The organism is Streptomyces sp. NPDC050549, assembly GCF_040655035.1.
In the GTDB taxonomy this organism is placed as follows: Bacteria; Actinomycetota; Actinomycetes; order Streptomycetales; family Streptomycetaceae; genus Streptomyces.
Genome location: NZ_JBFAJD010000008.1, coordinates 173,872 through 187,741, shown reverse-complemented (window position 1 = coordinate 187,741; position 13,870 = coordinate 173,872). Strand labels below are relative to the sequence as shown.

Genomic DNA, 13,870 nt, shown 5'->3' with positions numbered 1-13,870 from the left:
GCAAACACGGGCGCGTGGCGCCATATTGCCCGGCATCCGATTAATCGCCCATCTCAGGGAGGCCGCCGACGCCGCACGGCCAACCACCCGTAAGCGGGCGATACGGTCACGGGCATGCGTCCTCCACAGTCCCTCCTCGTCCTCGGCGGTACGTCCCGGATCGCACTGGCCACCGCCCGCCGGCTGATCGCCCGCCGCACCCGCACGGTGTGGCTCGCGGGCCGCCCCTCGCCCGCCCTGGAGAGTGCCGCTTCGGAACTGCGCGCCCTGGGGGCCGAGGTCCACACCGTCGCCTTCGACGCGCTCGACCCCGACTCCCACGAGACCGTGCTCGGCAAGGTCTTCGCGGAGGGCGGCGTCGACCTGGTGCTGCTCGCGTTCGGCACCCTCGGCGACCAGGCCCGCGACGAGCGCGATCCGGCCGCCGCGGTGCGGGTCGCGCACACCAACTACACCGGCGCCGTCTCGTCCGGCCTGATCAGCGCCCGGGCCCTGCAGGCCCAGGGCCACGGCTCCCTGGTGGTGCTCTCCTCGGTGGCCGGCGAACGGGCCCGCCGTTCGAACTTCATCTACGGCTCCAGCAAGGCAGGCCTCGACACCTTCGCGCAGGGCCTGGGCGACGCGCTGTACGGCACGGGCGTGCACGTCATGGTCGTACGCCCCGGGCTCGTACGCTCGCGGACCATGGCCGATCCGAGGGCGGCCTCGCTCACGACCACTCCCGAAGCCGTCGCCACAGCGATCGAACTCGGCCTGCGCCGAGGCTCGGAGACGGTGTGGGTGCCGGGAACGCTGCGCGTGGTGACGTCGGCGCTCCGGCATCTGCCGCGGGGGCTGTTCAGGCGGCTGGCGGTCTGACCGAGCTCAGTGGCTGGGGATCGTGCCGCGGTCGGTGTGGGCCGCCTGGGGTGGTACGACGGCGCCGCCGAAGGTGAACTCGCGGATTTTGCGCCACACGTCGTCGGCGCCCTGTTCGTAGAGCGCGAAGCCGGTGCAGGACCACTCGGCGCAGTAGTCGGCGAGCGCTTCGAAGGCGCGGTCCATCGACTCGTCGTCGATGCCGTGCGCGACGGTGACGTGCGGGTGGTACGGAAAGTGCAGCTCACGCGCCATCGGCCCGGAGGCGGCACGGATCTGCTTCTGCAGCCAGGCGCAGGCGGCGCCGCCCTCGACCACCTGGACGTAGACGACCGGGGACAGCGGCCGGAACGTGCCGGTGCCGGACAGCCGCATCGGGAAGGGGCGCCCGGCGGCGGCGACCGAGACGAGATGGTCCTCGACCTCGGACAGCCGCGAGGCGTCCACCTCGGTCGGCGGCAACAGCGTGACATGCGTGGGGATGCCGTGCGCAGCGGCGTCGCCGAAGCCCGCGCGCCGCTCCTGGAGCAGGCTGCCGTGAGGCTCCGGGACCGCGATCGACACACCGATCGTTACGGTCCCCACGTCGTCTCCTGTCGTCCTGTCGGTGGTCGTGATGATGCTGTCCGGTGGTCCTGATATCGAGCGGGGCGGCCACGCGCGCGGCCACCCGGCTATCGACTGTACGGCCACACCTGAGTTGTGGGCAGGCGCAACCGTAGTGATGTGCAGCGCTCTGTCCAGTGGTACGCGGTCGGTGCTCGGGTGCGGTCGTGCGCCTCAGTGCTTGGCGGGCAGGAAGCCCACCCGGTCGTACGCCTGGGCGAGGGTCTCGGCCGCGACGGCCCGCGCCTTCTCCGCGCCCTTGGCGAGGATCGCGTCGAGCGTCTCCGGGTCGTCCAGATACTGCTGGGTGCGCTCCCGGAACGGCGTCACGAACTCGACCATGGCCTCGGCGAGGTCCGTCTTGAGCGCGCCGTACATCTTGCCCTCGTACTCCTGCTCCAGCTCGGCGATCGACTTGCCGGTGAGGGTCGACTGGATGGTGAGGAGGTTGCTGACGCCCGGCTTGTTCTCGGCGTCGTAGCGGATCACGGTCTCCGTGTCGGTGACCGCGCTCTTGACCTTCTTCGCGGTCGCCTTCGGGTCGTCGAGGAGGTTGATCAGGCCCTTCGGGGTGGACGCCGACTTGCTCATCTTGATCGACGGGTCCTGAAGGTCGTAGATCTTCGCCGTCTCCTTGAGGATGTACGGCTTCGGGATCGTGAAGGTCTCGCCGAAGCGGCCGTTGAAGCGCTCGGCGAGGTCGCGGGTCAGCTCCACGTGCTGGCGCTGGTCCTCGCCGACCGGGACCTCGTTCGCCTGATAGAGCAGGATGTCGGCGACCTGGAGGATCGGGTACGTGAACAGGCCGACGGAGGCGCGGTCCGAGCCCTGCTTGGCCGACTTGTCCTTGAACTGGGTCATGCGGGCGGCCTCGCCGAAACCGGTCAGGCAGTTCATGACCCAGGCGAGCTGGGCGTGCTCGGGGACATGGCTCTGGACGAAGAGCGTGCAGCGCTCCGGTTCGAGTCCGGCGGCCAGCAGCTGCGCGACGGCCAGCCGGGTGTTGGCGCGCAGGTCCGCCGGGTCCTGCGGGACCGTGATCGCGTGCAGGTCCACGACCATGTAGAACGCGTCGTGGGACTCCTGGAGGGCCACCCACTGGCGGACGGCGCCGAGGTAGTTGCCGAGGTGGAACGAGCCTGCGGTGGGCTGGATTCCGGAGAGCACGCGAGGACTGTCAGAGGCCATGTTCACCATTCTCTCAGGTCCCGGAACCCGGTCCGGAACGGGTCGGAACCAGGTCGGAGGAGATGCGAGACGGGTGGGAACCGATCCGCCTCCGGCGGTGTACCAGATATGTGAAGACGCGGGAGGGGGGCCGCATCGTCGATGAGGTCGCGGTGATCGCACGCGTACGCGCCGGAGAGCCGGAGGCGTACGCGGAACTGGTGCGGGCCCACACGGGCATCGCGCTCAGGGCGGCCGCGGCACTCGGGGCGGGTGCGGACGCGGAGGACGTGGTGCAGCAGGCCTTCGTCAAGGCGTACTGCGCGCTGGGCAGGTTCCGGGAGGGCGCGGCGTTCAGGCCGTGGCTGTTGTCGATCGTCGCCAACGAGACGAGGAACACCGTGCGTACGGCGGCACGCCAGCGCACGCTCGCCGGCCGGGAGGCCGCGTTCACGGAGGCCGAGCCGCTGATACCGGAATCGGCGGATCCGGCGGTCGCCACGCTGGAGACGGAGCGCCGCACGGCCCTGTTGTCCGCCCTGGAGCAGCTGAGCGAGGAGCACCGCCTGGTCGTGACCTACCGCTATCTCCTGGAGATGGACGAGCCGGAGACGGCCCAGGCCCTGGGCTGGCCGCGCGGGACGGTGAAGTCCCGGCTGAGCCGCGCGTTGAGAAAACTCGGGCGGCTGCTGCCGGATTTCCGGCCTCGGGAAGGGGGTGACGAGTGTGGGTGACGGACGGGAGTCCTACGAGGGTGAGGGCACCGGCGCCGGTTCTCGGTTGCCGGAGGAGCTGCGGGCGCTGGGGCGTTCGCTGGACGCGCGGAGCGCTGGTGAGGGCGGGGCGGCCGGAGCCGAGTCGATGGTCGAGCGGGTGCTGGCGCAGATACTGGCCGAGCAGATCCCGGTCCCCGTCCGGGAGGCCGGGCCGGGCGGGGTCCGGGCGCGGCTGCGCGCCGTGCGGCACTGGGCGCGGCTGCGCCGGCGCGCGCTGACGGCGGCCCTGTGCGGTCTGCTGACGGTGCTCGTGCTCACGCCTCCCGTGCGGGCCGCGGTCTTCGAGTGGTTCGGCTTCGGCGGGGTCGAGGTGCGGTACGACCCGTCCGCGGTGCCCTCCGCCGGTGCCGTGGTGCCCGGGTGCGGCCGGTCGGTGACCTTGGCGCAGGCCCGTCGGCAGGCGGGGTTCGAGCCACTGGTGCCGGACGCGCTGGGTGTTCCGGACGCGGTGACGGTGACCGGCGAACCGCGCGGGCGCTTTCTGGTCAGTCTGTGCTGGCGGGAGGGCGGGCACACGGTCCGGGTCGACGAGTATCCGGCGCGACTGGACATCGGCTTCGCCAAGACGGTGAGCCAACCGCCGGAATGGCTGTCGCTGGATGCGTCCGTCCCGCCGGACGGCATACAGGACCCGGCGCTGTGGTTCGCGCGGCCGCATCTGCTGAGCTTCTGGCTGGTGGACGCGGACGGCGACCGCTTTACGCGGGGGGAGCGGACGGCCGGTCCGACGCTGCTGTGGACGCATCCGGTCGGCGGAGTTCCCGGTGGGGATCTGACGTTCCGTCTGGAAGGGGTGGCGTCGAAGCAGCGGGCGGTGGAGATCGCCAAGTCGCTCGACCGGCAGGAGTCGGGCGACTAGGGCGGGTGGAGTGGGAACCCCGGCGGGTCGGGCGGTGTACCAGAAGTGACAGGCGGCTCGCGGGCGGGCCGTAGGGGGATCGGCTGGTTGGGGGTTCGGATGTCCGGAGCAGGAAGTGCGGTCAGGACAAGCGGGATCGCGGCCGGGTTGCGCGAAGTGACGGCTCTGGGCGGGGCGTTGGCGATGACGCTGTCGCTGATGGTGTGGGGTGCGTCGGAGGCGGCCGCGGGCGGGCCGACCAGCGTGCTCGTCACCTCGCCGACGAGCGGACGGGCCACGGCGCTGTACTACTCGGACGAACAGTACGGAAAGCTCCAGCAGTTGCTCGGCCCCGAGGGCAGGGGCACCCGCGACAAGCCGCCCGGGGCCGATCTGACCCAGGCCCGCCAGATCAATGTCACCTGGCTGGCGCACGACATATCGCCGTGGCGGATCGACCGGGTCTTTCCCGTCGAGTCCCGTCCGCAGGCGGTGTGGATCCACACGGCGGCCGATGTGCCGGAGAACGCGCATCTGAACGGCTATTGGCATCGCGCCGAGCATCCGGCCCAACTGCGCGCTCTCTTGCGGAAGTTAGGAGTGACGGGCACGGGCACCGGGTCCGACGGCTATTCGGGCATCTTCCCGGCACCGTGGCAGCCGACCGAGTCCGCTCCGGCCACAGCCGCACCTGACAGCGACGCGGAGACCGGCACGGTGCGGGCCACCGTGGGGGACAAGGACGACGGCACCGACCGGTGGTGGGCAATACCGGGCGCGGCGGCCGGAGCGGTACTGGCCCTCGTGCTGCGGCCGTTCGCCGTGCGGCTGCCGCCGGACCTGTGGCGGAAGGGGCGGGAGCCGGGGCCCAGGCAGGAGTTGCGGGACGTGTGAGGGGTGGAGGGGCGCGGGATGGAACGCGGGAGCTTGCGGGGCATGTGTCTGGTCGCTGCGTCGGTGTTGATGGCTCTGGCCGGAGCGGCTCGGGTGCAGGCTGCCGGGACGGCTCAGGTGCGGGTCCAGGATCCGTACCGGGACATCCCGGATCTGGCGCTGGTCGTGGCGGGTGACACGGGCCGGACCGAGACGTGGCATTCCGGGGAGGCGTCGTTCGCGCGCCTGTGGACGTTGTTGCTGCCGACGTACGCGGGGACGGAGCGGGTGCCGCAGGCATGGGAGGCGGGCCGGTATCCGGCGGTGCGGATCACCGTGGTGTGGGGGCTGACCGGGGTCGGCGGCTGGCCCCGGACGAGTCGGGCCCCCGGTGGTGATGTGGCGGTGGAGCGGGAGGACCAGCTGTTCGTCGCCGGGGACGGAACACCGTGGGTGCGGACGGATCCGGCGCCGGAGGTGGCGGACGACGACATCCGCTGGCATCGGGCGCCGCGCGCGGTCTTCACGCGGATGGAGCGGGCAGGGCTGCTCGGTGCGGTCGGGGGCGTTACCGGAGCCGGCGCCGCGAAGGACGAGCCCGGGCCTGCCGAGCGGGTCGGGTGGGCGACCGCGGGGCTCGCCGTCGGCATCGGCGGCACGCTGCTGATACGCCGCGCGGCGGCCCGGCGTGAGGCCGGACCGCCGCGCGATGAACCACGACAGGAACTCATCGATCTGTGAGAGTCACCGATCTTTGACAACTCGACAGAGGACGTATGCCGGCTGTCAGCCGAGGTCGATCTCCGGGTACAGCGGGAAGCCGGACACCAGGTCCGTCGCCCTGCGGGAGATCTCGTCGGAGACCTTTTCGTCCAGGACGTGGCTCGCCTTGCTCGGCGCTCCCGACTTCGTCGTGCCCGGCTCGGCGGTGGTGAGGACCCGGTCGATGAGAGCGGCGACCTCGTCCATCTCGGCGGTACCCAGGCCGCGGGTGGTCAGGGCGGGGGTGCCGATGCGGATGCCGGAGGTGTACCAGGCGCCGTTCGGGTCGGCGGGGATCGCGTTGCGGTTGGTGACGATGCCCGAGTCGAGCAGCGCGGCCTCGGCCTGGCGGCCGGTGAGGCCGTAGGAGGAGGCGACGTCGATCAGGTTGAGGTGGTTGTCGGTGCCACCGGTGACAAGGGTGGCGCCCCGGCGCATCAGGCCGTCCGCCAGCGCCCGGGAGTTGTCGACGATGCGCTGGGCGTAGTCCCGGAAGGAGGGCTGCCGGGCCTCGGCGAGGGCGACGGCCTTGGCTGCCATGACGTGCGGGAGCGGGCCGCCGAGGACCATCGGGCAGCCGCGGTCGACCTGGTCCTTGAGGGAGTCGTCGCACAGGACCATGCCGCCGCGCGGGCCGCGCAGCGACTTGTGGGTGGTGGTGGTGACGATCTGGGCGTGCGGGACCGGGTCGAAGTCGCCGGTCAGGACCTTGCCCGCGACCAGGCCGGCGAAGTGCGCCATGTCGACCATGAGGGTCGCGCCGACCTCGTCGGCGATCTCGCGCATGATGCGGAAGTTCACCAGGCGGGGGTAGGCGGAGTAGCCGGCCACGATGATCAGCGGCTTGAAGTCGCGGGCCGAGGCGCGCAGGGCGTCGTAGTCGATGAGGCCGGTCGCCGGGTCGGTGCCGTAGGAGCGTTGGTCGAACATCTTGCCGGAGATGTTCGGGCGGAAGCCGTGGGTGAGGTGGCCGCCGGCGTCCAGGGACATGCCGAGCATGCGCTGGTTGCCGAAGGCCTGGCGGAGTTCGGCCCAGTCGGCGTCGGAGAGGTCGTTGACCTGGCGGACGCCCGCCTTCGCGAGAGCGGGGACCTCGACGCGGTCGGCGAGGACCGACCAGAAGGCGACGAGGTTGGCGTCGATGCCTGAGTGCGGCTGGACGTAGGCGTGGCGGGCGCCGAAAAGTTCGCGCGCGTGCTCGGCGGCGAGGGACTCGACCGTGTCGACGTTGCGGCAGCCGGCGTAGAAGCGGCGGCCGACGGTGCCCTCGGCGTACTTGTCGCTGAACCAGTTGCCCATGGCCAGCAGGGTGGCCGGGGAGGCGTAGTTCTCGGAGGCGATCAGCTTGAGCATCTCGCGCTGGTCGGCGAGTTCCTGGCCGATGGCGTCGGCGACGCGCGGCTCGACGGCACGGATCACATCGAGGGCGGCGCGGAAGGCGGTGGACTCGTTGGAGAGGGGCGCGGAATTGTCGGGCATGGGGACCTCCGGACGTGGCGTTCGGCGTTCACGGTACGGCCCAGGCGCACGGCACACATTGCAGCTCGGGCCGCTCCCCGATGGTCGGTCCCATCCCAGCGCGCCAGTCACGGCCCGCCGGTCAGCCTACCGGGCGGGCCGGACGGTGCGGCTCCCGCGTCCACCATGCGGGCGAGGATAGGAAAGGGGCAACCTCACCCCCGGGAGACGCCGTGACCAGTACGGAAGCCCTCATCGCCGCCGCCGAGGCGCACACCCCGCACACCTATCACCCGCTGCCGGTGGTGATCGCCACGGCCGAGGGCGCGTGGATGACGGACGTGGCGGGGCGGCGCTATCTGGACCTGCTCGCCGGGTACTCGGCGCTGAACTTCGGGCACGGCAACCCACGGCTGATCGCGGCGGCGAAGGCGCAGTTGGACCGGGTGACGCTGACGTCGCGGGCGTTCCACCACGACCGGTTCGGCGCGTTCTGCGAGCAGTTGGCCGAGTTGTGCGGCATGGAGCTGGTGCTGCCGATGAACACGGGCGCGGAGGCGGTGGAGACCGCGCTGAAGACGGCCCGGAAGTGGGGGTACCGGGTCAAGGGAGTACCTGCGGGACGAGCGAAGATCGTGGTGGCGGGCAACAACTTCCACGGCCGTACGACGACGATCGTCGGCTTCTCCACCGACCCGGAGGCGCGGGCGGACTTCGGGCCGTACACGCCGGGCTTCGAGATCGTGCCGTACGGGGATCTGACCGCGATGCGGGCGGCGGTCAGCGAGAACACGGTGGCCGTGCTGTTGGAGCCGATCCAGGGCGAGGCGGGGGTGCTGGTGCCGCCGGCCGGATATCTGCCGGGGGTACGGGAGTTGACGCGCGAGCGGAACGCCCTCCTCATCGCCGACGAGATCCAGTCGGGGCTCGGGCGGACGGGACGGACGTTCGCGTGCGAGCACGAGGGCGTCGTGCCCGACATGTATGTGCTGGGCAAGGCGCTGGGCGGCGGGGTGGTACCGGTGTCGGCGGTGGTGTCGAGCGCCGAGGTCCTGGGGGTGTTCCGGCCCGGGGAGCACGGGTCGACGTTCGGCGGGAATCCGCTGGCGTGTGCGGTGGCGCTGGAGGTGATCGCCATGCTGCGGACGGGCGAGTACCAGGCGCGGGCGGCGCAGCTCGGGGAGCATCTGCACGGGGAGCTGCGGCAGTTGAAGGACACCGGGCGGGTGACGGCGGTGCGTGGGCGGGGACTGTGGGCCGGGGTCGACATCGCTCCGGCGGTCGGGACGGGCCGGGAGGTCTCGGAGCGGCTGATGGAGCGGGGCGTCCTGGTGAAGGACACCCACGGGTCGACGATCCGGATCGCACCGCCGCTGATGATCAGCGAGGAGGACCTGGACCGGGGACTGGCCGGGCTGCGGGCGGTGCTGGGCGTCTAGAGATCGGTGAGAGGGCCGGCACCGGAGGCGGGGGGCGTTCTCCCCTCCCCTAGAGTCCCTTTGTGCTCTTTGGAATGGTGTGCGCGCTCGGCGCGGCGATCTGCTTCGGTACGGCGACGGTCCTGCAGGCGGTCGCCACGCGGGCGGCGACGACGGGTGGGGGCGGGGACGCGGCGCTGTTGCTGCGGGCGCTGCGGCAGTGGCGGTACATGGCGGGGCTCGCGCTGGACGGGCTGGGGTTCGTGTTCCAGATCGCGGCGCTGCGGTCGCTGCCCATCTACGCGGTCGGGGCGGCCCTGGCGTCGAGCCTCGCGGTGACGGCGGTGGTGGCCGCGCGGCTGCTGAAGGTGCGGCTCAGCGGGGTGGAGTGGGCGGCCGTCGGGGTGGTGTGCGCGGGGCTTGCGATGCTGGGGCTGGCGTCCGGGGCGGAGGGGGACCGGGCCGGGTCCATGGCATTGAAGTGGGCGATGCTGGGGACGGCCGGTGCGGTGCTGCTGCTCGGGCTGGTCGGTGGGCGACTGCCGGAGCGGGGGCGGGCGTTGACGCTCGGGCTTGGCGCCGGGTTCGGGTTCGGGGTCGTCGAGGTGGCGGTCCGACTGATCGACTCGCTCTCACCGTCGGCGCTGGTCGGAAATCCGGCGACGTACGCGCTGCTGGTCGGTGGGGGCGCCGCGTTCCTGCTGCTGACGACCGCTCTGCAACGGGGGTCGGTGACGACGGCCACGGCAGGGTTGGTGATCGGGGAGACGATCGGGCCTGCGGCGGTGGGGGTGGTGTGGCTCGGGGACCGTACGCGGGAGGGGTTGGAGTGGCTGGCGGTACTGGGGTTTGTGGTGGCGGTGGTGGGGGCGCTGGCGTTGGCACGGTTCGGGGAGGCGCCGACCTCCGGCGGTGCAGCGGTGGAGGGTGCAGGTGAGTTGGGGTGACCGTCCCTGGGGGGCTGCGCCCCCGGACGGGGTGATTCTTACCGGCCCTCGTTCAAGGGTGAGCCCTCACGGCAGCACCCTGCACAGTGCCTCCACCGCCCCCGCCCACGCGTGGTCCGGCGGGGTGCCGTAGCCCACCACCAGGGCGTCCAGGGGGTCGGCCTGGGCCCGGGCGTGACGGTAGGAGGAGAGGGAGTGGAGGGCCAGGCCCTGCCAGGCGGCGGCCTGGACCACGGACTGCTCGGTGGCGGGTGGGAGCCTGAGGACGGCGTGGAAGCCGGCGGCGATGCCGGTGACGTGGACGTCGGGGGCGTGCTGGGCCAGGGCCTCGACGAGGTTGTCGCGGCGGCGGCGGTAGCGCAGGCGGGCGGCGCGGACGTGGCGGTCGTGGGCACCGGAGGTGATGAACTCGGCGAGGGTCAGCTGGTCCAGGACGCCGCAGGTGTCGACGCCGCCCTTCGCCTTCACGACCTCCTCGGCGAGTGACGGGGGCAGGACCAGCCAGGCCAGGCGGAGACCCGGGGCGAGGGATTTGCTGGCGGTGCCGAGGTAGACGACGTGGTCGGGGTCGAGGCCCTGGAGGGCGCCGATCGGCTGGCGGTCGTAGCGGAACTCGCCGTCGTAGTCGTCCTCCAGGACGACACCGCCGGTGCGCCGGGCCCAGTCGACGACGGCGGAGCGGCGGTCGTGGCGGAGCGGGACGCCCATGGGGAACTGGTGGGCCGGGGTGAGGAGGACAGCCGGCTCGTCCGTCAACTGCCCCGGGTTCGTGCCCAGTTCGTCGAAAGGGAGCGGGCGGGTGCGCAGACCGGCCCCGTCGAGGATCTGCCAGTGCGCGGGCAGGCCGTAGGACTCCACCGCGATGGTGTGGGCGCCGCGGGCCCTCAGCGCTGTGCCGATCAGCCGCAGGCCGTTGGAGATGCCCGCGCTGATCACGATGTGCTCGGGGTCGGCGCGGACGCCGCGGGCCCGGGCGAGGTAGGCGGCGAGGGCGGTGCGCAGTTCGGCACGGCCTCGGGGGTCGCCGTAGCCGAGGGCCTGGTACGGGGCGGAGGTGAAGGCGCGGCGGGCGGCCTTGAGCCATTCGGTGCGGGGGAACGAGGCGAGGTCGGGGGTGCCGGGGACGAGGTCGTAGGCGGGGCGGGTGTGCAGGCGGCGGGGCGGGGTCGTGTCGGTGGGCGGGACGACCGCACGGTCGGCGACGCGGGTGCCGGAGCCCTGGCGGGCGGTGAGCCAGCCCTCCGCGACCAGGTCGGCATAGGCGTCGGCGACGGTGTTGCGGGCCACGCCCAGGTCGGCGGCGAGGGAGCGGGAGGAGGGCAGCCTGGTGCCGGGGGCGAGGCGGCCGGTGCGGACGGCGTCGCGCAGCGCGTCCGTCAGACCCCGGCGGACGCCGGTGCCGGTACCCGCGCCGGCGCCGTGGGGTTCGAGGTGGAGGTCTACACCCAAAGTGGCCCATGATTTCGCCATGGAAATGGACCATACTCCTGGGCTGCCTGGCTTCTAGGGTCGAGACATGACCACAGCACAGGAAGCTCCTTACGCCCCCGAACACAGCCCCCGTCTCAACTGGGCCGAGCACGCCCCCGAGGTCTACAAGACGATGGTCCGTCTCGACGCGGCGGCCCGTCGGGGGCTCGACCCGAAGCTGCTGGAGCTGGTGAAGATCCGCGCCTCGCAGCTCAACCACTGCGCGTTCTGCCTCGACATGCACACCAAGGACGCGCTGGCGGCGGGCGAGAGCGTGGAGCGGATCATCCAGCTCGGGGCGTGGCAGGAGTCGCGGCACTTCTACACCGAGAAGGAGCTCGCGGCGATCGAGCTGACCGAGGCGATCACCGTCCTGACCGACGGTTTCGTACCGGACGAGGTGTACGACCGGGCCGCCGCGCAGTTCGAAGAGGCCGAACTGACCCAGCTGATCGCCGCAATCACGGTGATCAACGCCTGGAACCGGTTCGGGGTCAGCACGCGGATGGTACCGGGGCACTACAAGGCGGGACAGCACAAGTGACCTTGCGGACACGGGTGTTGGACCGTGGGGTCGGGCAGGCCATGGCCTCGCTCAGCGCCGCCGCGAAGAAGGGCCTGGGCGATCCCGCGCTCGCCGAACTCGTCGTGATCCGGGCCTCGCAGCTCAACCACTGTGCGTTCTGCCTGGACATGCATCTGACCGTCGCCCGCGAACTCGGCGTGAGCGAGGGGACGTTGGACCTGCTGGCGGCGTGGGAGGAGGCCGAGGGCGTCTTCGACGAGCGGGAGCGGGCCGCGCTCGCGCTGACCGAAGCGGTGACCGTACTGACGGAGGGCTTCGTGCCGGATCCGGTGTACTCCAGGGCCGCCGAGCACTTCGACGACGTCCGGCTCGCCCATCTCGTCGGGCTCGTCACCGCCATCAACAACTGGAACCGGGTGATGGTCAGCCGTCGTATCGAGCCGGGGGGTTACCGGCCGTGAGTGGAGTGGAGGTGTTCCGGAGGCTGCATCGGGGGCGGCTGCCCGGGGATCCCTTGGTGTTGCCGGGGCCCTGGGACGCGGTGAGTGCGCGGGTGTTCGTCGACGCCGGGTTTCCGGCGCTGGCCACGCCCAGTGCCGGGGTCGCCGCCTCGCTGGGGTATGAGGACGGGTCGACTCCGGCGGACGAGATGTTCGCGGCGGTCGCGCGGATCGTGCGGGCCGTGGACGTGCCGGTGTCGGCCGATGTCGAGGGCGGGTACGGGCTCGCGCCCAAGGAGTTGGTGGAGCGGCTGCTGGAGGCGGGTGCCGTGGGGTGCAATCTTGAGGACTCCAACGGGGGTGTCCTCAAGGACCCGCGGCAGCACGCCGACTGGCTTGCCGAGGTGCGGGCGGTGGCGGCGGACCAGTTGTTCGTCAACGCCCGCGTCGACACCTTCCTGCACGGCGACGGCAATCCCGAACGGGCCATCGAGCGGGCCGGGTTGTATGTCGCGGCGGGTGCGGACTGCGTCTATCCGATCAGTGCTCCGGCGGCCGTACTGCCGCTGCTGCGCTCCGGTGTCCAGGGGCCGCTCAACGTGTTCGCGCGCCCGGACGGCGAGGGCCCCTCGCCCACCGAACTCGGTGAACTCGGGGCCACTCGCGTCACGTTCGGGCCGGGTCTGCAGCGCCGGGCGGCACGCGCGCTGCAGGGGATGGCCGCCGAGCTGAAGCGCGGCGAGCTGCGGGGGACGGCGGGCCGGCCGAGGCCGTGAGCGGGGTCAGGACAGCCATGCCTTCCAGGTGGCGGGGTGGCTGTCCACCCACTTCTTCGCCGCGTCGGCCGGGGAGAGCTTCTGGTCGGCGATCATCAGGGAGACCTCGTTCTGGTCCTCGGTCGTCCACTGGAACCTCTTCAGGAAGGCCGCCGCCTTGCCGCCGCGCCGCGCGAAGTCCGTGTTGAGGTACTTCTGCAGCGGGGTGTGCGGGTAGGCACAGGCGACCTTGGCCGCGTCGGCGTCACAACCCTCCTTGTAGGCAGGGAGTTTCACCTCGGTCATCGGCACCTTCTTGAACAGCCACTGGGGGGCGTACCAGTAGGTGAGGAAGGGCTTCCTCTCCTTGGCGAACTGCTTCATCTGGGTGATCTGCGCCGCCTCCGAACCGGCGAACACCACCTGGTAGTTCAGCTTCAGGTTGGTCACCAGCGCCTTGTCGTTGGTGACGTAGGAGGGCGAACCGTCCATCAGCTGGCCCTTGTTGCCGCTCTCGGCCGTGCGGAACAGCGCGGAGTACTTGTCGAGGTTCTTCCAGTCGGTGATGTCGGGGTGCTGCTTGACCAGGTAGCTCGGGACGTACCAGCCGATGTGCCCGGTCACCCCGAGGCCGCCCGCGCGGGTGATCGTCTTCTTGTCGTCGACGTAGCGCTTCTCCTGGTCGGGGTGGCCCCAGTCCTCCAGGATCGCGTCGACCCGGCCCTGGCTGAGCGCGTCCCACGCGGGGACCTCGTCGACCTGGACGGTGTCGACGCGGTAGCCGAGCCTGTGCTCCAGCAGGTACTGCGCGACGGCCACGTTGGCCTGTGCGCCCACCCAGGACTGGACGGAGAGGGTCACGGTCTTGGCGCCCTGCGCGTTGGCGAAGGGCGAGGCCTGCTTGGTCATGTCGGCGGCACCGCAGCCGGTGAGCAGCACCAGCGACGCCACGGCAGCGGTCGTACGGACTCGCATG

15 protein-coding genes and 1 riboswitch are annotated in these 13,870 nt (G+C 71.6%); of the genes, 10 read left to right on the top strand and 5 right to left on the bottom strand.

Going from position 1 to position 13,870, the window contains the following annotated elements; translation table 11 throughout:
* Positions 1-114: 114 nt before the first annotated feature.
* Complete coding sequence (locus tag AB0I51_RS14850) at positions 115-858, top strand: decaprenylphospho-beta-D-erythro-pentofuranosid-2-ulose 2-reductase (protein WP_362974992.1); 744 nt, start codon at positions 115-117, stop codon at positions 856-858.
* A 6-nt stretch (positions 859-864) separates the two neighbouring features.
* Here AB0I51_RS14850 and AB0I51_RS14845 read toward each other — a convergent pair whose 3' ends face one another.
* Together AB0I51_RS14845 and trpS are read right to left on the bottom strand one after the other, a co-directional pair.
* Entirely contained in the window at positions 865-1,443 is a 579-nt protein-coding gene (locus tag AB0I51_RS14845) for a 2'-5' RNA ligase family protein (RefSeq protein ID WP_362974990.1), read from the bottom strand.
* A gap of 195 nt (positions 1,444-1,638) precedes the next feature.
* Positions 1,639-2,652 (bottom strand): tryptophan--tRNA ligase, encoded by a 1,014-nt coding sequence (gene trpS, locus AB0I51_RS14840; protein ID WP_362974988.1) that lies wholly within the window; start codon positions 2,650-2,652, stop codon positions 1,639-1,641.
* A gap of 152 nt (positions 2,653-2,804) precedes the next feature.
* Between trpS and AB0I51_RS14835 the strand changes: the two genes are divergently transcribed.
* From AB0I51_RS14835 to AB0I51_RS14820, 4 genes are all read left to right on the top strand, one after another.
* Positions 2,805-3,365 carry an RNA polymerase sigma factor gene (locus AB0I51_RS14835; protein ID WP_362974986.1) on the top strand — a complete coding sequence of 187 codons (561 nt, stop codon included), beginning with the start codon at positions 2,805-2,807 and terminating at the stop codon, positions 3,363-3,365.
* The gene (locus tag AB0I51_RS14830; RefSeq protein ID WP_362974984.1) at positions 3,358-4,266 is read left to right on the top strand and encodes a hypothetical protein; all 909 of its coding nucleotides are present in this window, start codon (positions 3,358-3,360) and stop codon (positions 4,264-4,266) included. Before AB0I51_RS14835 ends, AB0I51_RS14830 begins: the two co-directional genes overlap by 8 nt.
* Positions 4,267-4,365: 99 nt before the next feature.
* Positions 4,366-5,139 (top strand): hypothetical protein, encoded by a 774-nt coding sequence (locus AB0I51_RS14825; RefSeq protein WP_362974982.1) that lies wholly within the window; start codon positions 4,366-4,368, stop codon positions 5,137-5,139.
* Positions 5,140-5,157: 18 nt separating this feature from the next.
* Positions 5,158-5,859, top strand: coding sequence for a hypothetical protein (locus AB0I51_RS14820; protein WP_362974980.1), 702 nt, complete (start codon positions 5,158-5,160; stop codon positions 5,857-5,859).
* Between the two features lie 45 nt (positions 5,860-5,904).
* Here AB0I51_RS14820 and AB0I51_RS14815 read toward each other — a convergent pair whose 3' ends face one another.
* Positions 5,905-7,359, bottom strand: coding sequence for a glycine hydroxymethyltransferase (locus AB0I51_RS14815; RefSeq protein ID WP_362974978.1), 1,455 nt, complete (start codon positions 7,357-7,359; stop codon positions 5,905-5,907).
* A 31-nt stretch (positions 7,360-7,390) separates the two neighbouring features.
* A riboswitch (ZMP/ZTP riboswitch) is annotated at positions 7,391-7,480 on the bottom strand.
* A 91-nt stretch (positions 7,481-7,571) separates the two neighbouring features.
* Between AB0I51_RS14815 and rocD the strand changes: the two genes are divergently transcribed.
* Positions 7,572-8,777 carry an ornithine--oxo-acid transaminase gene (gene rocD, locus AB0I51_RS14810; protein WP_362974976.1) on the top strand — a complete coding sequence of 402 codons (1,206 nt, stop codon included), beginning with the start codon at positions 7,572-7,574 and terminating at the stop codon, positions 8,775-8,777.
* Between the two features lie 74 nt (positions 8,778-8,851).
* Positions 8,852-9,703 (top strand): hypothetical protein, encoded by an 852-nt coding sequence (locus AB0I51_RS14805; RefSeq protein ID WP_362975163.1) that lies wholly within the window; start codon positions 8,852-8,854, stop codon positions 9,701-9,703.
* Between the two features lie 66 nt (positions 9,704-9,769).
* Here the strand turns inward: AB0I51_RS14805 and AB0I51_RS14800 are convergent, their stop codons facing one another.
* Positions 9,770-11,173, bottom strand: coding sequence for a PLP-dependent aminotransferase family protein (locus tag AB0I51_RS14800; protein WP_362974974.1), 1,404 nt, complete (start codon positions 11,171-11,173; stop codon positions 9,770-9,772).
* A 46-nt stretch (positions 11,174-11,219) separates the two neighbouring features.
* On the opposite strand from AB0I51_RS14800, the gene AB0I51_RS14795 reads away from it, so the two are divergent.
* From AB0I51_RS14795 to AB0I51_RS14785, 3 genes are read left to right on the top strand one after another with little or no spacing between them, the layout of a single operon-like run.
* Positions 11,220-11,717, top strand: a complete 498-nt coding sequence (locus AB0I51_RS14795) for a carboxymuconolactone decarboxylase family protein (protein ID WP_362974972.1) — start codon at positions 11,220-11,222, stop codon at positions 11,715-11,717.
* Entirely contained in the window at positions 11,714-12,160 is a 447-nt protein-coding gene (locus AB0I51_RS14790; protein ID WP_362974970.1) for a carboxymuconolactone decarboxylase family protein, read from the top strand. Before AB0I51_RS14795 ends, AB0I51_RS14790 begins: the two co-directional genes overlap by 4 nt.
* The gene (locus tag AB0I51_RS14785) at positions 12,157-12,915 is read left to right on the top strand and encodes an isocitrate lyase/phosphoenolpyruvate mutase family protein (RefSeq protein ID WP_362974968.1); all 759 of its coding nucleotides are present in this window, start codon (positions 12,157-12,159) and stop codon (positions 12,913-12,915) included. The genes AB0I51_RS14790 and AB0I51_RS14785 overlap by 4 nt, the downstream gene beginning before the upstream one ends.
* Before the next feature lie 6 nt (positions 12,916-12,921).
* Here AB0I51_RS14785 and AB0I51_RS14780 read toward each other — a convergent pair whose 3' ends face one another.
* Complete coding sequence (locus AB0I51_RS14780; RefSeq protein ID WP_362974966.1) at positions 12,922-13,869, bottom strand: ABC transporter substrate-binding protein; 948 nt, start codon at positions 13,867-13,869, stop codon at positions 12,922-12,924.
* Between the last annotated feature and the right edge of the window lies 1 nt (position 13,870).